Raw genomic sequence first — 18,754 nt, 5'->3', positions numbered from 1 at the left:
CGTCGTCAATTCGCTGGCGTCCGCCCACCGAGATGCGTAAGTTTCGAGAGCCGTTGGAGGGACTTACAGCACGCAGGGGGCGCACCACATGTCCATCGACTCGCTCAGACGATCGGCGCGTGCCACCGTCTCCGGTTTCCCCCGGGGCTTCTGGTGGCTCTGGCTGTCCACCCTGGTCAACCGCACCGGCGCCTTCGTCCTGACCTTCCTCTCCCTCTACCTGACCGCCGAACTCGGGCACTCCGCCTGGTTCGCGGGGCTCGTCGTCGCGCTCCACGGTCTCGGCGGCATCGCCGGCTCCCCGCTCGGCGGCGTCCTCACCGACCGCTGGGGCCGCCGCCCCACGATGATCACCATGCACCTCGCGGGCGCCGCCTGCGCCGCCGCGCTCGCCTTCGTCACCAGCGCCTGGGGCGTCGCCCTCGTCGTGCTCCTGATGGGCGTCGCCATGCAGGCCGTCCGCCCGTCCATCAACGCGGCGATCGCCGACATGGTCCCCGCCGACGACGTGCGCCGCGCCTACGCCCTCAACTACTGGGCCCTCAACCTGGGCTTCGCCGTCGCCGCGATCGCGGGCGGCGCCGCCGCCGTCCTCGGCTACCGCACCCTCTTCCTCGTCGACGCCGTCGCCACCACCCTCTGCGCCGTCATCGTCTTCCTCCGGCTGCCCGAGACCCGGCCCGAGAGGACGGAGGAGAAGAAGGAGAAGGGTGAGCGGGGGTCGGACGTGTCCATGCTCGACGTGCTGCGCGACGCGCCCTTCCGGACCCTCGTCCTGCTCAACCTGCTGGTCTGCCTGGTCTTCACCGCCCCCTGGATCGGGCTGCCGCTGACCATGGCCGAGCAGGGCCTGTCCCCGTCCTCGTACGGTGTCGTGATCGCCGTCAACGGCATCGTGATCGTCGGCTTCCAGCTGCTGGTCAACAAGGTGACCGAGCGGCGTTCGCCGGTCGTCCTGCTGACCGTCTCCTCGCTGCTCTTCGCCGTCGGCACCGGTGCCACCGCGCTCGCCGGCTCGGCCGTCGCCTTCGCCGCGACCGTCGTCGTGTGGACGATCGGCGAGATGGTCCACGTACCGACCAACGCCGCCGCCACCGCCCGGCTCGCCCCCGAGCACGCCCGGGGCCGCTACCAGGGCGTGATGGGCATGTCGTGGGCGGTGGCCGGTTTCGTCGCCCCGATCCTGGCGGGCCTGGTCGTCGACGGGCCCGGTTCGGACGTCCTGTGGGCCGGCACCTTCGCGATCGGTGCCCTCGCGGCCGTCGGGTACGCCCTCCGGCTCCGCAGGGCCCTCGCCGAGGAGGAGCCGGCGGTGGAGCCGGCGGTGGAGCCGGCGGTGGAGAAAGCGGGTGTCAGTCCTGAGCCCGCGGAGCCGTCTCCCGTGTCAGGTTCCTGAACGCGTCCAGGTTCCGTGTCGACTCGCCCCGGGAGACCCGCCAGGCGTACTCCCGGCGGATGGCCGACGCGAAGCCGAGTTCGAGCAGCGTGTTGAAGTCGCCGTCCGCCGCCTCCAGGACCGAGCCGAGCAACCGGTCCAGCTCCTCCGGCGTGACGGCGGCCAGCGGGAGCTTTCCGGCGAGGTAGATGTCGCCGAGCGGGTCGATCGCGTAGCCCACCCCGTACAGCCTGAGGTTCCGTTCGAGGAGCCAGCGGTGGACGCCGGCCTCGTTCTCGTCGGGGTGGCGGACGACGAAGGCGTTGAGGGAGAGGGAGTGGCGGCCGACCCGCAGCGACAGCGTGGTGAACAGCTTGCGGGTGCCGGGGAGTTTGACCACGTACGCGCCGGGCTCGGCGCTCTCCCACTCCAGCTCCGCGTCCGTGAGCGTGTCCTCCACGACCCGCAGTGCGTCGGTCCGCCGTGCGTCCTGAGCGTCAGCCATGGTGGGAGCGTACGCGACGGTGGTGCGTGCGCTGGCGGTGGTCGTGCATGGCGGCCGTGTACACGTCGGCGGTGCCCGAGGCGGCCGTGTCCCAGCCGAAGGAGCCGGCGTGCCGGGCGGCCTCCTCGCCCATCCGGACGGTGAGCGCCGGGTCGGCGGCGAAACGGTCCAGCACGCGCGCGTAGTCGGCGGGGTCGTGGCCCTGCACCAGGAAGCCGGTCCGCTCGTCCCGTACGGCGACGGGCAGACCGCCCACCGCGGCCGCGACGACCGGGGTGCCGGTCGCCTGCGCCTCGATCGCGACGAGCCCGAAGGACTCGCTGTACGAGGGCATGACGAGGACCGACGCGGCCCGGAACCAGTCCGCGAGCCGCTCCTGGCCCACCGGCGGGTGGAAGCGCACCAGGTCGGCGATGCCCAGCCTGGCGGCGAGCTTCTGGAGCCCCTCCGGCTTGGCGAGGCCGCTGCCGCTGGGGCCGCCGACCACCGGCACCACCATGCGGGAGCGCAGCGCGGGGTCGCGGTCGAGCATCAGGGCGGCGGCGCGCAGCAGCACGTCCGGGGCCTTCAGGGGCTGGATGCGGCCGGCGAAGACGGGCACGAAGGCGTCCTGCGGCAGGCCGAGGCGGGCGCGGGCGGCGGCCCGGCCGTCGGCGGGCCGGAAGCGGTCGAGGTTGACGCCGGGGTGGACGACCGCGATCTTGCCGGGGTCCGCCTCGTAGAAGCGGGCCAGCTCGTCGGCCTCCTCGTCGGTGTTGGCGATCAGCCGGTCGGCGGCGGAGACGATCTGCGTCTCGCCGATGACCCGGGCCGCCGGTTCGGGGGTGTCGCCCTCGGCGAGCGAGGCGTTCTTGACCTTGGCCATGGTGTGCATGGCGTGGACGAGCGGCACGCCCCACCGCTCGGCGGCGAGCCAGCCGACGTGGCCGGAGAGCCAGTAGTGCGAGTGGACCAGGTCGTAGTGGCCGGGGCGGTGGCCCGCCCACGCCTGCATCACGCCGTGGGTGAAGGCGCAGAGCTGGGCGGGCAGCTCCTCCTTGGCGAGCCCCTCGTACGGGCCCGCGTCCACGTGCCGCACCAGGACGCCGGGGGCCAGCTCGACCACGGGGGCGAGGCCGCCGGTGGTGGCCCGGGTGAAGATCTCCACCTCGATGTCGATGGCGGCGAGCCGCTTGGCGAGCTCGACGATGTAGACGTTCATGCCGCCCGCGTCGCCGGTGCCCGGCTGGTGGAGCGGGGAGGTGTGGACGGAGAGCATGGCCACGCGGCGGGGGGTCCGGTGGCGGCCCGGCAGCCGGAGCCGGGAGGGCGCTGCCGGGTGCCGGTGCCGGGTGCCGGCGAACCGGGACACGTACTGGCTCACGTCGGCGGTCCTTCCGCGAGAGGGGCCTGGCGTGCGGACATGACAGGCGGAGGGCGCGGTTCACGCTCTCCGCCCCGCACAACACCGGAACGGCCCCCCTTCATTTCCGCTGGTCCCGGCGTTTTGCCAATTCATTACGCGCGGACCGGGCGCCTTCGCCCTCCCCTGGCCCCTCCGTATCCCCTCTCCTCCGTTCTCCCACTCCCTCCGCATCCCCCTCCTCCGTCCTCCTGTTCCCTCCGTATCCTCGTCGCATGGCCCCGCGCACCACCCGCCCCGTCGGCACCCCGACCCGCGGGACCACCAACCCCAACCGGCTGCGCCGCATGGACCGCTGGATCGCCGCCGTCCACGGCCCCGCCCTGCGCCGCTTCCCCGAGCCGCCCGTCGCCGTCGACCTCGGGTACGGCGCCGCCCCCTGGACCGCCGTCGAGCTCCTCGCCCGGCTGCGCACCGCCGAGCCCCGCACCCTGCTGTACGGGATCGAGATCGAGCCCGCCCGGGTCGAGGCCGCGAAGCCGTACGAGGAGCGGTACGAGGGGCTCGCCTTCGTGCACGGCGGCTTCGAGGTCCCGGTGCCGGGCGCGCCCGCGCTGATCCGGGCGGCGAACGTGCTGCGCCAGTACGACGAGGAGCAGGTCGCGGCGGTCTGGGAGCGGCTGTGCGGGCGGCTCGCGCCCGGCGGGCTGCTCGTCGAGGGGACCTGCGACGAGATCGGGCGCCGGCACGTGTGGGTGGCGCTCGACCGGGGCGGGCCGCGCACGGTCACCTTCGCGACCCGGCTCGGCTCCCTCGACCGCCCCTCCGACCTGGCCGAACGCCTCCCGAAGGCGCTGATCCACCGCAACGTCCCGGGCGAGCCGGTCCACGCCTTCCTGCGGGACTTCGACCGGGCGTGGGCGGCGGCGGCCCCGTACGCCTCCCTGGGCGCCCGGCAGCGCTGGATCCGCACCGTACGGGATCTGGCGGCCGACTGGCCGGTCGTGGACGGCCCGAAGCGCTGGCGGCAGGGCGAGGTGACCCTCCGGTGGGAGGCGCTGGCGCCGGGGGGGCGGCTGACCGGCGGGGGGCAGCAGGCTCCGGGGGGCGGGCAGGCTCCGGGGGGCGGGCAGGTTCCGGGGGGCGGCTGACCGGCGGTCGACAAGGGCACTCGGGACCTCCTGTGCCCCACATCACTCCCCCGGCCCCGTCCTGCCGGGAACGTCACCCCCCTCATCGGCCGTCACTCTGGCGGGGTCACTGTCGTTTTCCGGTTCCTCATGGCACTATCGCCAGGACCATCACAAGTTACTGACGGTAAATCAGAAAGCGGCCGAGGGGGCACCCGGCCACGAGGGGGAGACTGTGAACCGACGACGCCGACGTCCGTACGCCGCCGCGGTGACCGTGGTCTGCGCCCTGGCGGTCCTGGCCTCGCCCGCGCTCACGCTCCAGGCCGCCGCGGCCCCGCTGCCGCCGCCCCTGCCGGAGAAGACCCTCGAAGAGGTCCGCGCGGAGATCGACGGGCTGTACCGGCAGGCGGCCGCCGCCACCGACGCGTACAACCTCGCCGAGGAGCGCACCGAGACCCAGTCCGCCGAGCTCGTGCGGCTGGCCCGGATGATCGAGAGCGGCCGGAAGCAGATCGAGGTCCTCAAGGCCCAGGCCGGCGCCACCGCCCGCGCCCAGTACCGCACCGGCGGCATCCCCGAGAGCGCCCAGCTCGTCCTCACCGGCGACCCGCAGCTCTTCCTCGACACCGCCGGGCGGCTCCGCGAGGGTGCCAAGGCCACCACCGACCTCATCGGCGAACTCACCCGCGTCCAGGCGGAGCTGGACACCTACGCCAAGGAGGCCGGCGACAACTGGACCAAGCTGGAGGCCGACCGCGTCAAGCAGGCCCAGGCGAAGAAGGACATCAACGACAAGATCGCCGCCGCGAAGAAGCTGGAGAGCGAGCTCGCCGCCGAGGAGCGCGAGCGGCTGCGGCGCCTGGAGGAGCAGGCCCGGCAGCGGTCCCAGACGAAGTGGCTCGACTCCGGGATACTCGCCGAGCTCACCGCCGAGACCACCCCCGAGGCCCGCAGGGCGGTCGAGAACGCCCTCGCCCAGGTCGGCAAGCCGTACGTGTGGGGCGCCGAGGGCCCCGACTCCTTCGACTGCTCCGGCCTGACCCAGTCCGCCTGGGCGTCCGCCGGCAAGCGCATCCCGCGCACCTCGCAGGAGCAGTGGCGGCTGCTCCCCCGCGTCCAGCCGAAGGACATGCGCCCCGGCGACCTGATCGTCTACTACCGGGACGCCAGCCACATCGGCATGTACATCGGGGACGGGAAGATGGTCCACGCGCCCCGCCCCGGCCGGAACGTCACGGTGGCGGGCGCCGGCTCGATGGAGATCCTCGGCATCGTCCGCCCGACCTGATCGCCCACCCGATCTGCTCGCCCACCCGGTCTGCTCGCCCGCCCGACCTGACGGACCTGCCGAGTGACCTTTCTCATGGGTCACGGGCCCGCTCGCGCCCGAACCCGGCGCAAGTACCTCCCCTTCCGCGGCATATGCCAAGGATGACGTCCCCGCCCGCGCGGTGATCGCCATTCCGTCGCACGCCGCACTGCCGCTATGGTCCCGGACGGGCGGGACGCCACCCGGCGCCCGGAGCGCCCTCGGGGGAGGGAAGGAAACCCGAACCGATGCCCGTATCCGTACCGCGCCAGAGAATCGTCTCTGCTGCGGGGCAAGGCGAGACCACCGCCATGGACGCCACCGCTGTGACCGACACAGGAACAGGCCCAGACGCAGGAACAGGCACAGGCACAGGCACAGGCCCCACCGCGGACACCGGGGCCGACCGCGACCGCACCGACCTCACCCTCCTGGTCGTCGAGGACGACCCGGCGGGTTCCCTCGCCGTACCCGAACTGCTCGACGCGGCGGGCAAGGCCGGCACCCGGGTCCGCATCCGTACCGCCCGCAACCTCACCGAGGCCGAGCGGCTGCTCACCGACGACGTGCACTGCGTCCTCGTCGACCTCGCGCTGCCCGTTCCCCGGGGCGCGGCCGACGAGGACCCGCTCGCCCCGCTGCGGCACATCCTGCGCCTCGCGCCCCGGCACGCCGTCCTCGCCCTCGCCCCCTCGGCCGACGCCGAGCTGGCGGCCGAGGCGGTACGGGCCGGGGCCCAGGACCACCTCTTCCGCGAGGAGCTGGACGGGCGGCTGCTGAGCCGCGCCATCCGGTACGCGGTCGAGCGCAAGCGCAACGACGCCGCCAAGGCGAAGCTCGCCGAGTCCCGGCTGCGCGCCCAGGAGAACGCCCGCCTGGAACGCGGCCTGCTGCCCACCCCGCTCCTGGAGGGCTCCGACCTGCGCTTCGCCGCCCGCTACCGGCCCGGCAGGTCCCGGGCACTGCTCGGCGGCGACTTCTACGACGTCGTCCGCACCCCGGACGGCACCGTCCACGCCATGATCGGTGACGTCTGCGGCCACGGCCCCGACGAGGCCGCCCTCGGCGTCGAGCTGCGGATCGCATGGCGCGCCCTGACCTTCGCCGGGCTCTGCGGGGACGAGCTGCTCTCCACCCTCCAGCGGGTCCTGGAGCACGAGCGGGAGAGCGAGGAGATCTTCGCGACCCTCTGCACGGTCGACATCGCGCCCGACGGGCGCCGCGCCGGGCTGTGCCTGGCCGGCCACCCGGCCCCGCTCGTCGCCCACCGGGACGGGACCGCCCGGCTCCTGCCGTACGAGGACGGCGGCCCGGCCCTCGGCCTGCTGCCGCATGCCAGGTGGCCGCGCCGGCAGGTCGAGCTCGGCGGGGCGTGGAGCCTGCTCCTCTACACCGACGGCCTGATCGAGGGCCGGACGGCGGGCCCCGGCTCGCCGCGGCTCGGGCAGGACGGCATGGTCGGGATGATCAACCGGCAGCTGGCCGGCGGCCTGCGCGGCGAGGCCCTCCTGGAGGCCGCGATGGCGGAGGCCCGCTCCCTGAACGGCGGCGAGCTGACGGACGACGTGGCCCTGCTGGCCCTGGAACGCGAGGGGCCCCGGGGCTGACGACGTACGAGGGGCCCGGGAGTCTCGCTCCCGGGCCCCTCGCCTCTGTCGTTCCGCCGGCTACCGGCCGCCGTTGTACGGGCCGTACGGCCCGTCGCTGCTGGATCCGCCGCGCCGGCCACCGCCACCGCCGCCCATGACCTGCTTGAGGGCCGGACGGACGTCCACCATGAAGACGATCGCGGCGATCAGTCCCGCGATCAGGAGGAAGAGGAAGCCGGGGAGGAAGAGGTTCACGGCGAGATTGACCCCGAGCAGGATCAGCCAGAACTTCTTCGTCTTCTTGTCCGCGGCCCGGTAGGCGTCCTCGCGGACCATCGCCGCGATGACGAACGACGCGACCGCGAACCCGGTGAAGACCAGGAACATCAGCAGGCTGAGGGTGCTGTCGAACCGGTCCATCAACATGCTGAACACCGCCTAGGGGGTCATGGGGGTACGGGCGCCTCGCGGTCAAGGTACCCGTTTCAACGCTCCGACCCCCAGAATTCGTGCCCGGATCCGCTATTCGGACTCGTCGGCCTCGGCCGCGGCCTTCTTCGCGGGCGCCTTGCGGGCGGCGGGCTTGCGGACGGGCGCCTTCGCGGCGGGCTCGGGCCCGACGGCCGGCTCGGGCTCCGCGGCAGCCGCCGGGGCCTCCTCCGGCCCCTTCTCCGACTCCGGCTCGACCACGACCGTGATCTCGGTGGCCGGGGCGGGGGTCTCGCCGCGCCAGGCGCGGACGGTCTCCTCGCCGAGGGCGGCGACCTCCTCGTACTTCTCGCGGGCCTTGACGGCGTACTCGGCGGCCACGCCGACCCCCCGCAGGGCCAGGTCCTGCGCGGTCTCCCCGAGCTTCTTGAGGTCGGTGTCGAGGACCTCGACGACCTCGGCGACCTTGGCCTGGACGACGGCCTGGGCCTCCTTGGCCCGGACGGTCACCTTCTCCTGGACGGCCTTGGGGTCGGTGTTCCGCACGGCCTCGATCCGTCCGGGCGCCTCGGCGGCGAGGTGCTCGATCAGGCCGGGCACCTTGCGGGCCTGCCGCACGGCGAGGTCGGCCGTGCCGGCGGCGAAGTAGAGGGGGGTACGCAGTTCGTCGATGATGGCCATGCTGGTGGTCCTCCCGGTGGGACGTACTAGCTAGAGGCTTCCGGCTCCGCCGCGTTCTCAGCCTTGTTCCCGGCGGCGTGCTCCGCCGCGTTCTCCTTGCGGAAGGAGTCGTAGATCTGGAGCAGCACCTGCTTCTGCCGCTCGCTGATCGAGGGATCGGCCAGGATGACGGCGCGCGTCTCCAGCTCCTCCCGGTCCTTCTCGTCGAGGATCCCGGCCCGCACGTAGAGCGTCTCGGCCGAGATCCGCAGCGCCTTGGCGACCTGCTGGAGCACCTCGGCGCTGGGCTTGCGCAGCCCGCGCTCGATCTGGCTGAGGTACGGGTTCGACACCCCGGCGGCGTCGGCGAGCTGCCGGAGCGAGAGCTGCGCGGTGCGCCGCTGCTCGCGCAGGTACTCGCCGAGGCTGCCGAGATTGCCGACGTTGAGCGATGCCATGCTCCGCACCCTGCCACCGTCTGCTAACTATTGCAAGCGGGTGCTTGCAGGAGTGTTCCTGATCCGGGAACGGCGGTACGGGGACGGCGGTACGGTGGCGGCGTGACCCCCGACACCCGCATCCCCCTCGACGACCTCCGGCGCCTGCGCAGGGCGCGGGACCAAATGGACCGCGAGTACGCACAGCCGCTGGACGTGGCGGCGCTCGCGCGGACCGCGCTGATGTCCACCGGGCACTTCGCGCGGAGCTTCCGCGCCGCCTTCGGGGAGACCCCGTACGGCTACCTCATGACCCGGCGGATCGAGCGCGCCAAGGCACTGCTGCGGCGCGGGGACCTGTCCGTGACCGACGTCTGCATGGAGGTGGGGTGTACGTCGCTCGGCTCGTTCAGCTCGCGCTTCACCCAGCTGGTCGGGGAGACGCCGAGCGCCTACCGGGCCCGCGTGCACGGCGCCGACGAGGGCCTTCCCGCCTGCGTCGCCAAGGTGGTCACGCGACCGGGCAGGAACGGAGAAGCACGGCCCGGCGCCGCTCCCTAGCGTGGAGCGCATGGACATCAACCTGCACCAGTGCTTCATCGCCGTCGACGACCACGAGGCCGCCCTCGGCTTCTACCGCGACGCGCTCGGCTTCGAGATCCGCAAGGACGTCGACTTCGGAGGGATGCGCTGGGTGACCCTCGGGTCGCCCGCCCAGCCGGACGTCGAGATCGTCCTCGAACCGCCGCTGGCCGACCCCGGCGCCACCGAGGAGGACCGCGAGGCCGTCGCCGAACTCCTCGCCAAGGGCCTGCTGCGCGGGGTCAACCTCCGCACGGCCGACGTCGACGCGGCCTTCGAGAAGGTCCGGGCGGCGGGTGCCGACGTCCTCCAGGAGCCGATCGACCAGCCGTACGGCGTCCGCGACTGCGCCTTCCGCGACCCGGCCGGAAACATGATCCGGATCGCGCAGGCCTGACCCCGGGCGGGTTCGTCCGCTTCCGGACCGTCCGGAACGGATCGACCCCCTCTACCCTGGCGGACATGACCGCCATGACGCCCCGCCGCAGCGAGCCCGATCTCTCCTACCTCCTCGACCACACCAGCCACGTCCTGCGCACCCGCATGGCGGCGGAGCTGGCGGAGATCGGGCTCACCGCCCGGATGCACTGCGTCCTCGTCCACGCCCTGGAGGAGGAGCGGACGCAGGCACAGCTCGCCGAGATCGGCGACATGGACAAGACGACGATGGTCGTCACCGTCGACGCCCTGGAGAAGGCCGGGCTCGCCGAGCGGCGCCCGTCCAGCACGGACCGGCGGGCGCGGATCATCGCCGTCACGGAGGCGGGCGCACGGGTCGCCGCGCAGAGCCGGCGCATCGTGGACGGCGTCCACGAGGCCGCCCTCGACTCGCTCCCCGAGGAGGAGCGGGAGGTGCTGGTCCACGCGCTGGGACGACTGGCGGACGGACACCTGAAGACGCCCGTCGAGGGGCCGGCGACCGCACGCCGGGCCCGCCAGAAGAGCTGAGCCCGCACCGAGGAACCCGTATCAAGTTCCGTAAAAAATAGTCTGCAACAAAACCTTCTGTTAGCGTCTCTCCTGTCGCCTCCACGGACAGGAGAGATCCCATGCGTGCCCAACCCCGTTCCCTCGCGCTCGCCGTGCTCGCCAGCGCCATGCTCATGACCGTCCTCGACGGCAGCATCGTCACCGTCGCCATGCCGGCCGTCCAGGCCGACCTCGGCTTCACCCCGGCCGGCCTGAGCTGGGTCGTCAACGCCTACCTCATCGCCTTCGGCGCGCTCCTCCTGCTCGCCGGACGGCTCGGCGACCTGATCGGACGGAAGCGGATGTTCCTGGCCGGGACCGGCGTCTTCACCGCCGCCTCGCTCCTCGCCGGCGTCGCCGCCTCCCCCGGCGTCCTGATCGCCGCCCGCTTCCTCCAGGGCGCCGGGGGCGCGATGTCCTCCGCCGTCAGCCTCGGCATCCTCGTCACGCTCTTCACCGAACCCCGCGAACGCGCCCGCGCCATCGCCGTGTTCAGCTTCACCGGCGCCGTCGGCGCCTCCCTCGGCCAGGTCCTCGGCGGGCTCCTCACCGACGCCCTCTCCTGGAACTGGATCTTCTTCATCAACCTGCCCGTCGGCGCCGCCGCGATCGTCCTCGCCGTCCGCGCCCTCCCCGCCGACCGGGGCCTCGGCCTCCGCGCCGGCGCCGACGCCCTCGGTGCGCTCCTGGTCACCGCGGGCCTGACGACCGGCATCTACGCGGTCGTACGCATCGAGGAGCACGGCGCGGCCTCCGCGCACACCCTGGGCCTCGGCTCCCTCTCCCTCGCGCTGCTCACCGGCTTCCTGGTCCGCCAGCAGAGGGCCGCGACGCCCCTGATGCCGCTGCGGATCCTCCGGTCCCGCGCGGTCGCGGGCGCCAACCTCGTCCAGCTCCTCATGGTCGCCGCCCTCTTCTCCTTCCAGGTCCTCGTCGCCCTCTACCTCCAGAAGGTCCAGGGGTACGGCGCCACCGCCACCGGCCTCGCCATGCTGCCCGCCGCACTCGTCATCGGCGCCGTCTCACTCGGCGTCTCGGCCCGGCTCGTCGCCCGCTTCGGGGAGCGCGCGGTGCTGCTCACCGGGCTCGGGCTGCTCGTCGGCGTGCTCGGCCTGCTGACCCGCGTGCCGGTGCACGCCTCGTACACCACCGACCTGCTCCCGGTGATGCTGCTCGCCGCCGGCTTCGGCCTGGCGCTTCCGGCCCTCACCGCGCTCGGCATGTCGGGCGCCGACGAGGCCGACGCGGGCCTGGCCTCGGGGCTCTTCAACACCACGCAGCAGATCGGCATGGCGCTCGGCGTGGCGGTCCTCTCCACCCTGGCCGCCGCCCGCACCGAGACGCTCGGCGCGGCGGGCCGGACCACGGCGGAGGCCCTGACCGGCGGCTACCGGCTCGCCTTCGCGGTCGGCACGGGACTGCTGCTCACCGCCCTCGCGGTCGCGGCGACCGTCCTCCGTACGGCGGCCCAGAAGGCCCCGGCGGCCTCCGAGCAGGCCCGGACGACCGTCGCCGCCTGACGGCTCCCGGCTAGAAGACGTCCGGGGAGAACGGACGCAGCGGCGTCCGGAAGAGGAGGTCCGCCCGGGCCGCGGCGCCCGGCACCGCCTCCTCGATCCGGCCCAGCAGCGCGAGCCGTACCGCCGACTCGTCGCCGAGCACCAGCCGGGACAGGTCGGCCACGTCGAGGACCAGGTCCGCCGAGGCGGTCGTCGGGACGCACGAGGCGCCCTTCGGGGAGGCGTCGAGGCGGTGGCGCCCGGCCGCGTACCCGTCCCCGTCCCGTACGTCGAGGACCAGACCGTCCGTCACCGGGTACGTCCGCTCCTCCAGGACCCGCGCCACGTCGAGGATCCGCAGCCACATCATGTCCGTGTGGGAGACCGTCGTCGCGGCGCGCGGGTCCGGCAGCAGCAGCGGCAGCGGATCGTCCGGCGCCCGGTAGCCGGTGCGCACGAACGTCACCCAGTCGACCGAGCAGACGAACCGCCACAGGGCGTGCTCGGCGGCCGGCGTCACCGCGATCAGGTCCCGCACGCTCAGCGTGCACTCCGGCTGCTTGGCGTCGCCCCACTTGTCGTCGCAGCGGTACGCCACGTACCCCTCGGGCTCGCCCGACGCCGAGCGGTAGACCGCGTAGTACGGCTCCGTCCACGGCTCCAGGCGCTGGCCGCCGCCGGTGCCCACGCTCCAGTCGCGGGCGGAGCGGTCGGTGACGCCGGCCCGGAGGCCCGCGAGCCGCCGGTGCAGCCCAGGGCCGATGCGGAGGACCTCCGCCTTGTCGGAGAGGTCGACGCGGCCGCCGTCCTCGGGGCGGCCGGTGCGGCGCGGGTCGAGCCCGGCCCGGCGCAGGTCCACCCTCCACTCGGTGGACGAGCTCGCGGGACCGAAGCCGTACCGGCCGTAGATCGGGTACTCGGCGGCGATCAGGGTCGCGATCGCGTCGCCCCGCTCCCTGGCGGCGGCCAGGTCCATGGACATCAGCCGGCTCAGCAGCCCGCGCCGCCGGTGCGTCGGCGCCACCGTCACCTGGGTGATCGCGTCGGCGGTGAGACCGCCGCCGCCGACCGCGCTCACCTCCTGCCGGAAGGAGCGGAAGGTGGCGACGACCCGGCCGCCGTCCACGGCGGCGAGGGTGCGGCCGAGGTCGACGTGGGGCAGCCGGTCGGCCACCAGGGCGTCGGGCACGACGGGCTCGTTCAGGAAGCCCGTCCGCAGCGCCCGCAGCCAGTCGGGGAACTCGGACTCGGTCACCGCACGCAGTTCGACAGACATCCTCCGACCCTACGCACGGCCCGCCCCTCCCGGCGCGGCATTTTTCCCGGGCCCGGCGGACCCGGTCAGGCCAGCAGGTCGTCGACCTGCGCCTCGCCCTCCCGGTACCGGCGCGCGATCTCCGCGCCGCAGTCGTCGGCGGTCCGCTGGAGCGCCTGCCGGCGGCGCGAGATCTGCTGCTCGTACCCGGCAAGCCGTCCCATCGCGGTGTGCAGCTCCTCGTCCGTGCGGGCCGTCAGGTCCGACAGCTCGACCTCCGACAGCATCTCGGACGCCAGCCGCCGGTACTCCTCCGCGCGCGGCGTCGACAGCGTCACGTGCCGGGCCGAGGAGCGGTGCCGGGACGGCACGTCGGCGAGGATCTCGGAGAGCCGGTCGAGCACCGGCGCCTCCGGGTCGGCACGGCGGGCCAGCTCGGCCCGCAGGATGTCGATCCGGCCCTGGAGCATCCGCCGCACATAGCTGAGATCGGCCTCGTCGCTCTGCGCGTCCCGGCGCAAGGCCCGCAGTTCGGCAAGCCGCAGCCCGCCGAGCTCGTGGCCGGACCCTTCGGGCTCGGCGGTCCGCTGCACGGGCGGCCGGACGGCCGGCCCGCCGGGCACCGTGCCGGCGGAGCGGATCAGCGGTACGGGACCGGACGGCGTCGGCCCGGTGCTGGATGCACTCATGAGAATCGTCCCCTCGACCGGTGCGGAGCCGCACCGCCTCCAGGCATGGTGCCACTCCCACACGCGCGCGTGCAGGCGCTCTGCACCCGTTCGGCCCCCAGAAATCCCCGATCGGTAGGTTGGGGCGCATGCGAGCTGTGGTGCAGAGGGTGGACGGCGCGAAGGTCGTCGTCGCAGGGGAGACGGTCGGCGAGATCACCGGGGAGGGGCTGTGCGTCCTGGTGGGCGTCACCCACGACGACACCCCGGAGAAGGCGGCCCAGTTGGCCAGAAAGCTCTGGTCCGTCCGGGTCCTGGAGGACGAGAAGTCCTGCTCGGACGTGGACGCCCCGCTCCTGGTGATCTCCCAGTTCACGCTCTACGGCGACGCCCGCAAGGGCCGCCGCCCCACCTGGAACGCCGCCGCCCCGGGCCCCGTCGCCGAACCCCTCGTCGACGAGGTCGTCGCCCAGCTGCGGAAGCTCGGCGCCCATGTGGAGACGGGCCGCTTCGGGGCCGACATGCGCGTCAGCCTCACGAACCACGGCCCGTTCACGGTGCTCGTCGAAGTCTGACGTCCGACGCCGGACCTCAGACGCCGGACCTCAGACGCCAGACGTCAGACGCCAGACGTCAGATGTCAGACGTCCGACGCCTACGGCTCGACGACGGTCTCCTGCGCGGCGGCCGTCGTCCCCGCCACCAGCGGCGCGTCGACCGGCACGTTCCGCTTCACCAGGGCGAGGGCGATCGGCCCCAGCTCGTGATGGCGGGCCGCGCTCGTCACGAACCCCAGCTGGCGCCCCTCGGCCCCGTCCGCGGCGAGCCGCACCGGAGTGCCGTGCCCCGGCAGGGTGACCTCGCTGCCGTCCAGGTGCAGGAAGACCAGGCGGCGCGGCGGCTTGCCCAGGTTCTGCACCCGGGCGACCGTCTCCTGCCCCCGGTAGCAGCCCTTCTGCAGGTGCACGGCGGTGCCGATGAGCCCGATCTCGTGCGGGATCGTGCGGTGGTCGGTCTCGAAGCCGAGCCGCGGCCGGTGCGCCTCGACCCGCAGCGCCTCGTACGCGAGGACGCCGGCGGCCGGGCCGTGCGCGGCCGCGAAGGACTCCAGGTCGGCGCGGGGCAGAAAGAGATCACGCCCGTACGCGGTCTCCCGTACGACCACGCCCTCGGGCGTCCCTGCGGTCGACCCGGCCGGCAGGTGGACGACGGCGAAGGCGTCGGTCCGGTCGGCGACCTCGACCCGGTAGAAGAACTTCATCGACTCCAGGTACGCGAGCAGCTCGCCCTGCGTCCCCGGCTCGACGTGCGCCCACACCGTCTCGCCGTCGTCGACGAGCGAGAGGGCGTGCTCGATGTGCCCGTTGGCGGAGAGGATCAGCGCCTCGGTGGCCTGACCGGCCGGAAGCTCGCTGACGTGCTGGGTGAGCAGCAGGTGCAACCAGCTCAGCCGGTCCTCGCCGGTGACGGTGACGACACCGCGGTGCGAGAGGTCGACGAATCCGGTGCCGTCGGCGAGGGCGCGCTGCTCGCGGAACAGGTCGCCGTAGTGGGCGGCGACGCCTTCGTCACGGCCTTCGGCGGGAACGGCGCCGGGCAGGGACAGCAGAGGGCTCTTCATGCTCTAGAGCCTACGACTCGCCTACGACTCCGCCGCGGCGGCCTTGCGGGAGCAGTCGGCGCACCGGCCGAAGATCGCGAAGTGCTTCATGTCCGTCTCGAAGCCGAAGGTCTCCCGGAGCTTCCCGGTGAACTCGGCGGCCACCTCCACGTCCGCCTCGATGACCTCCGAACAGTCCCGGCACACCAGGTGGAGATGGTGGTGCCGGTCGGCGAGGTGATAGGTCGGCGCCCCGTGCCCCAGATGCGCGTGACTGACGAGCCCGAGCTCCTCCAGGAGCTCCAGGGTCCGGTACACGGTGGAGATGTTCACCCCGGAGGCGGTCTTCCGGACCTCGCCGAGGATGTCGTCGGGCGTGGCGTGCTCCAGCACGTCCACCGCCTCCAGGACAAGCTGGCGCTGCGGCGTCAGCCGGTAGCCACGCCGCCGCAGGTCGCTCTTCCAGTCGGTGCTCACCACGCCCTCAGTGTATGAGGGCGTGGTGGGCCACCGGGGGTCCTACTTGAAGAAGGCGATGCCGTCGTCGGGCATGTCGGGGAGGTTGCGCGCCATCTCGGCGACCTCCTCCGGGGTGACGACCTTCTTCAGGTGCGCCGACATGTAGGGGCGGAGCGGGACCTCGGGGGTCGCCTTCTCGCCGACCCACATCAGGTCGCTCTTCACGTAGCCGTAGAGCCGCTTGCCGCCGCTGTACGGGCCGGAGGCGGCGGTGCGGGCGACGGCGTCGGTCGCCAGGTCGATCTGCGGCTTCTGGTCGGCGAGCTCGCCGTACCAGACCTCGACCACGCCGTCGTCGCGGACCATGACGACCTCGACCTTGCGGTCCTTGTCGATCCGCCAGTAGCCGCTCTCGCTCTCCAGCGGACGGAGCTTGTTGCCCTCCTGGTCGAGGACCCAGGAGTGCGAGCGGTACTCGAGGAAGTCCCGGCCGTCGTGGCTGAAGGTCACGGACTGGCCGAAGTTGCACTTCTCGGCGCCCGGGAAGTCGGACACGCCGGCGCCCTCCCAGGTCCCGAGGAGGAACGCGAGGGGGACGAGGTCCGGGTTGAGGTCGGACGGGATCTGGATCATGTGCGACTCAGACGATCTGTGAAGTGGGGGAGGTGGAGGAGGGCCGACCGGGAGGTCAGCGCTGGCCCTGGTACAGCTTCTTCACGGTCAGACCGGCGAAGGCGAGCACGCCGACGGCGACCAGGACCAGCAGGGTCTCGAAGAAAATGATCACAGGGTGCTCCTCGGCTGAGCGGTGAAGGCATAACGGGCCGGGCCCCAGTTTAGTGGGCGGGGGCCCGGCCCACGTGGTGAGGTGGGTCTCCCGTGGACGACGCTTGCGGACGGCCGGTCAGCCGAGCAGCTGGTTCTGCAGGGTCACCGTCTGCTGGAACGGGACGGCGGGCGCCTCGCCCGCCCGGACCTGCGACACCACGGCCACGATGTCGCCCGCCTGGATGTACGCCCAGCGGGTTGGCGACCGTTGGCTCGGTTGTCGGTCGTGGTTGGGCGGTGTATCCCTCGATCGGGTGAGCGAGGGCAGTTCCCGGGATCCTGGGCTGCCGGGCACGCATGATCGGTGGTGGCAGCCGAGTTCGACGCGTTCAGGGGGTGGGGTGGCCGGTGGCACGCAAGCGCGGCAGGAGGCGTGGACTGCGAGCCATCGCGGCCCCGTTCACGGTTGCCGCGCCCGGTGGGGCCCGTATCCGGGACCGGCTGCGTGTCACCCCGGGTGAGGCGGAGGTGCTCCGGCTGGTCGGTGAGCATCTGGGCCGCCTTCAGCGGACGGATCTCGCGGTGCGGCTCGGGATCGGGCGGGTGAAGACCGGGCAGAATCGGCGGGCGGAGCGGAAGAAGAAGCTCACCGCCGTGTCGTCGTCGCGGTGGGCCGGGGCGATGACCCGCGCGTCGGAGGACCAGTACCAGCTCTCCCTGCGCTGCCTGTACGACGAGAGGACCTCTCTGCGCCGGGCCGTCCGTGCCGTCGAGGCGCGGCTCGCAGTGCCGTGCGGGCAGCGCGAGGGCAAGGCCCGGGGCTATGCGGACCAGGCCGAGCGGTGGGCCAAGCAGCGCCGCCTCGCCGTGCTCAAGACCCGCCTGACCAACGTGGAGGCCCGTATCGAGTCCGGCCGGCCGGGCATCGTGGTCGGTGGCCGACGCCTGGCGAAATCCCGGCACAACCTGGAGAAGGCCCGGCTCACCGAACGACAGTGGCGTGACCTGTGGGACGCGCAGCGGCTGTTCCTGACCGCCGACGGCGAGTCTGGCGCCCCGCACGGCAACTACACCATCAGCCTGGACCCGAGTGACGGCAGCGTGACGATCGTGCTGCCCGAGCCGCTGCGGCACCTGTCGAACGCCCCGCGCGGCCGGTACCGGCTCGCGTGCGCGGTCGGTTTCCCGCACCGGCGCGAGGAATGGCTGGACCGGGTCACCGCGCACCGGGCCGTGCGCTACGACATCGTCCACGACCCGCAGCGCGGCCGCTGGTACCTGGCCGCCTCTTGGGCCGCCGAGACCGCCGCCCTGCCCACCCCCGCCGAGTTCCGGGCCTCCGGCGCACGCATGCTGGGCGTGGACCTGAACGCCGACCACCTCGCCGCCTGCGTCCTCGACCCGCACGGCAACCCCACCGGCCAACCCGTCACCGTCCCCCTCGACCTCACCGGCCCCACGTCCCGGCGGGACGGACGGCTGCGCGCAGCAATCACCCGGCTGATCGCCCTCGCCCGTGAGCATCATTGCGCGGGGATCGCGATCGAGAACCTGGGCTTCGACGACGCCCGTGCCACCGGCCGGGAGACCATGGGACGCGGCGGGCGTGGCAAGACGTTCCGCCGCACCGTGGCCGGTATCCCCACCGCGAAGTTCCGCGAACGCCTGCGCTCGATGGCGTTCCACGCCGGCCTCGTGGTGATCGCGGTCGACCCGGCGTACACCAGTGTCTGGGGCGAGCGGTACTGGAAGACCCCGCTCCAGCAGCAGAACCAGCAGATCACGGTCACCAGGCACCACGGCGCCTCGGTGGCCATCGCACGACGCGCCCTCGGGCACCGGGTACGGCGTCGGCCAGGTGTGACCGCCCACCACCAGCGGATGGCGGGACGGAGAGCTACCGGCCAGGCCGTACCCACCCCGAGGGCACGTGGGACCGCGAGCCCACCCAGGACAGCGAGCACGCCCCTACCGGGCGTCAAGACTCGACCGCGCCGAAGTGACCAGCTCGCGCTGTTCCCCGACCCCGAAGACCGTTCGCGAGGTCACCGGACCATCACCGGTCCGGTCCGCGACAGCTCGGCCGACACCGGCCGACGACGCCAAGAACGGTAGAGGTAGTAGCGGCCGTTGTGGCTGCCCTTGATCGCGTCGCCCAGATTGTCCGCGTGCTCC

Annotated in this window: 20 protein-coding genes; 10 read left to right on the top strand and 10 right to left on the bottom strand. The window is 73.1% G+C overall.

The annotated features are described in order from the left end of the window. The first annotated feature begins 88 nt into the window (after positions 1 to 88). Positions 89 to 1,396: an MFS transporter gene (locus QK442_RS28125; protein WP_282696882.1), complete on the top strand. Its 1,308-nt coding sequence runs from the start codon at positions 89 to 91 to the stop codon at positions 1,394 to 1,396. Here QK442_RS28125 and QK442_RS28120 read toward each other — a convergent pair. Both QK442_RS28120 and mshA read right to left on the bottom strand, forming a co-directional pair. Continuing rightward, on the bottom strand, positions 1,353 to 1,880 hold the full coding sequence (locus tag QK442_RS28120; RefSeq protein WP_282696881.1) for a YbjN domain-containing protein: 528 nt from the start codon (positions 1,878 to 1,880) through the stop codon (positions 1,353 to 1,355). The genes QK442_RS28125 and QK442_RS28120 overlap by 44 nt on opposite strands. Further along, positions 1,873 to 3,243: a D-inositol-3-phosphate glycosyltransferase gene (gene mshA / locus QK442_RS28115; RefSeq protein ID WP_282696880.1), complete on the bottom strand. Its 1,371-nt coding sequence runs from the start codon at positions 3,241 to 3,243 to the stop codon at positions 1,873 to 1,875. Before mshA ends, QK442_RS28120 begins: the two co-directional genes overlap by 8 nt. A 254-nt stretch (positions 3,244 to 3,497) precedes the next feature. On the opposite strand from mshA, the gene QK442_RS28110 reads away from it, so the two are divergent. The 3 genes from QK442_RS28110 to QK442_RS28100 all read left to right on the top strand — a co-directional run bounded on the left by QK442_RS28110 (position 3,498) and on the right by QK442_RS28100 (position 7,271). Beyond that, positions 3,498 to 4,373, top strand: coding sequence for a class I SAM-dependent methyltransferase (locus QK442_RS28110; protein ID WP_282696879.1), 876 nt, complete (start codon positions 3,498 to 3,500; stop codon positions 4,371 to 4,373). A 214-nt stretch (positions 4,374 to 4,587) separates the two neighbouring features. Next, positions 4,588 to 5,643, top strand: a complete 1,056-nt coding sequence (locus QK442_RS28105; RefSeq protein WP_282696878.1) for a C40 family peptidase — start codon at positions 4,588 to 4,590, stop codon at positions 5,641 to 5,643. Between the two features lie 269 nt (positions 5,644 to 5,912). Next, positions 5,913 to 7,271 carry a response regulator gene (locus QK442_RS28100; protein ID WP_282696877.1) on the top strand — a complete coding sequence of 453 codons (1,359 nt, stop codon included), beginning with the start codon at positions 5,913 to 5,915 and terminating at the stop codon, positions 7,269 to 7,271. A gap of 60 nt (positions 7,272 to 7,331) precedes the next feature. On the opposite strand, the gene QK442_RS28095 is transcribed toward QK442_RS28100, so the two are convergent. From QK442_RS28095 to QK442_RS28085, 3 genes are all read right to left on the bottom strand, one after another. Continuing rightward, positions 7,332 to 7,679, bottom strand: a complete 348-nt coding sequence (locus QK442_RS28095) for a DUF2516 family protein (RefSeq protein ID WP_282696907.1) — start codon at positions 7,677 to 7,679, stop codon at positions 7,332 to 7,334. A 96-nt stretch (positions 7,680 to 7,775) separates the two neighbouring features. Next, positions 7,776 to 8,363 (bottom strand): hypothetical protein, encoded by a 588-nt coding sequence (locus QK442_RS28090; RefSeq protein ID WP_282696876.1) that lies wholly within the window; start codon positions 8,361 to 8,363, stop codon positions 7,776 to 7,778. Positions 8,364 to 8,389: 26 nt separating this feature from the next. Then, entirely contained in the window at positions 8,390 to 8,800 is a 411-nt protein-coding gene (locus QK442_RS28085; RefSeq protein ID WP_282696875.1) for a helix-turn-helix transcriptional regulator, read from the bottom strand. Positions 8,801 to 8,920: 120 nt separating this feature from the next. Between QK442_RS28085 and QK442_RS28080 the strand changes: the two genes are divergently transcribed. The 4 genes from QK442_RS28080 (at position 8,921) to QK442_RS28065 (ending at position 11,850) form a co-directional block, all read left to right on the top strand. After that, on the top strand, positions 8,921 to 9,340 hold the full coding sequence (locus tag QK442_RS28080) for a helix-turn-helix transcriptional regulator (RefSeq protein ID WP_282696906.1): 420 nt from the start codon (positions 8,921 to 8,923) through the stop codon (positions 9,338 to 9,340). 10 nt (positions 9,341 to 9,350) lie between these two features. Beyond that, entirely contained in the window at positions 9,351 to 9,758 is a 408-nt protein-coding gene (locus QK442_RS28075; protein WP_282696874.1) for a VOC family protein, read from the top strand. Between the two features lie 65 nt (positions 9,759 to 9,823). Further along, entirely contained in the window at positions 9,824 to 10,309 is a 486-nt protein-coding gene (locus tag QK442_RS28070) for a MarR family winged helix-turn-helix transcriptional regulator (RefSeq protein WP_282696873.1), read from the top strand. A gap of 101 nt (positions 10,310 to 10,410) precedes the next feature. Next, positions 10,411 to 11,850, top strand: coding sequence for a DHA2 family efflux MFS transporter permease subunit (locus QK442_RS28065; protein WP_282696872.1), 1,440 nt, complete (start codon positions 10,411 to 10,413; stop codon positions 11,848 to 11,850). A 10-nt stretch (positions 11,851 to 11,860) separates the two neighbouring features. Here the strand turns inward: QK442_RS28065 and QK442_RS28060 are convergent, their stop codons facing one another. Next, complete coding sequence (locus QK442_RS28060) at positions 11,861 to 13,105, bottom strand: GNAT family N-acetyltransferase (RefSeq protein ID WP_282696871.1); 1,245 nt, start codon at positions 13,103 to 13,105, stop codon at positions 11,861 to 11,863. 65 nt (positions 13,106 to 13,170) lie between these two features. Beyond that, the gene (locus QK442_RS28055) at positions 13,171 to 13,773 is read right to left on the bottom strand and encodes an ABC transporter substrate-binding protein (protein WP_282696870.1); all 603 of its coding nucleotides are present in this window, start codon (positions 13,771 to 13,773) and stop codon (positions 13,171 to 13,173) included. A gap of 128 nt (positions 13,774 to 13,901) precedes the next feature. Here QK442_RS28055 and dtd point away from each other — a divergent pair, with 128 nt between their 5' ends. Continuing rightward, complete coding sequence (gene dtd, locus QK442_RS28050) at positions 13,902 to 14,327, top strand: D-aminoacyl-tRNA deacylase (RefSeq protein ID WP_282696869.1); 426 nt, start codon at positions 13,902 to 13,904, stop codon at positions 14,325 to 14,327. An 80-nt stretch (positions 14,328 to 14,407) separates the two neighbouring features. On the opposite strand, the gene QK442_RS28045 is transcribed toward dtd, so the two are convergent. From QK442_RS28045 to QK442_RS28035, 3 genes are read right to left on the bottom strand one after another with little or no spacing between them, the layout of a single operon-like run. Beyond that, positions 14,408 to 15,373, bottom strand: coding sequence for a glycine cleavage T C-terminal barrel domain-containing protein (locus tag QK442_RS28045; protein ID WP_282696868.1), 966 nt, complete (start codon positions 15,371 to 15,373; stop codon positions 14,408 to 14,410). A 21-nt stretch (positions 15,374 to 15,394) separates the two neighbouring features. Beyond that, entirely contained in the window at positions 15,395 to 15,832 is a 438-nt protein-coding gene (locus tag QK442_RS28040; protein WP_282696867.1) for a transcriptional repressor, read from the bottom strand. A gap of 39 nt (positions 15,833 to 15,871) precedes the next feature. Further along, positions 15,872 to 16,444, bottom strand: a complete 573-nt coding sequence (locus QK442_RS28035) for an FABP family protein (protein WP_282696866.1) — start codon at positions 16,442 to 16,444, stop codon at positions 15,872 to 15,874. A 663-nt stretch (positions 16,445 to 17,107) separates the two neighbouring features. Between QK442_RS28035 and QK442_RS28030 the strand changes: the two genes are divergently transcribed. Continuing rightward, positions 17,108 to 18,694, top strand: a complete 1,587-nt coding sequence (locus QK442_RS28030; protein WP_282696865.1) for a hypothetical protein — start codon at positions 17,108 to 17,110, stop codon at positions 18,692 to 18,694. Positions 18,695 to 18,754: the final 60 nt, after the last annotated feature.

Origin of the sequence: Streptomyces sp. CC208A (assembly GCF_030010625.1) — a bacterium.
GTDB lineage: Bacteria > Actinomycetota > Actinomycetes > Streptomycetales > Streptomycetaceae > Streptomyces.
Note: the sequence above shows the minus strand (reverse complement) of the source record. Positions and strands in the feature narration are given on the sequence as shown.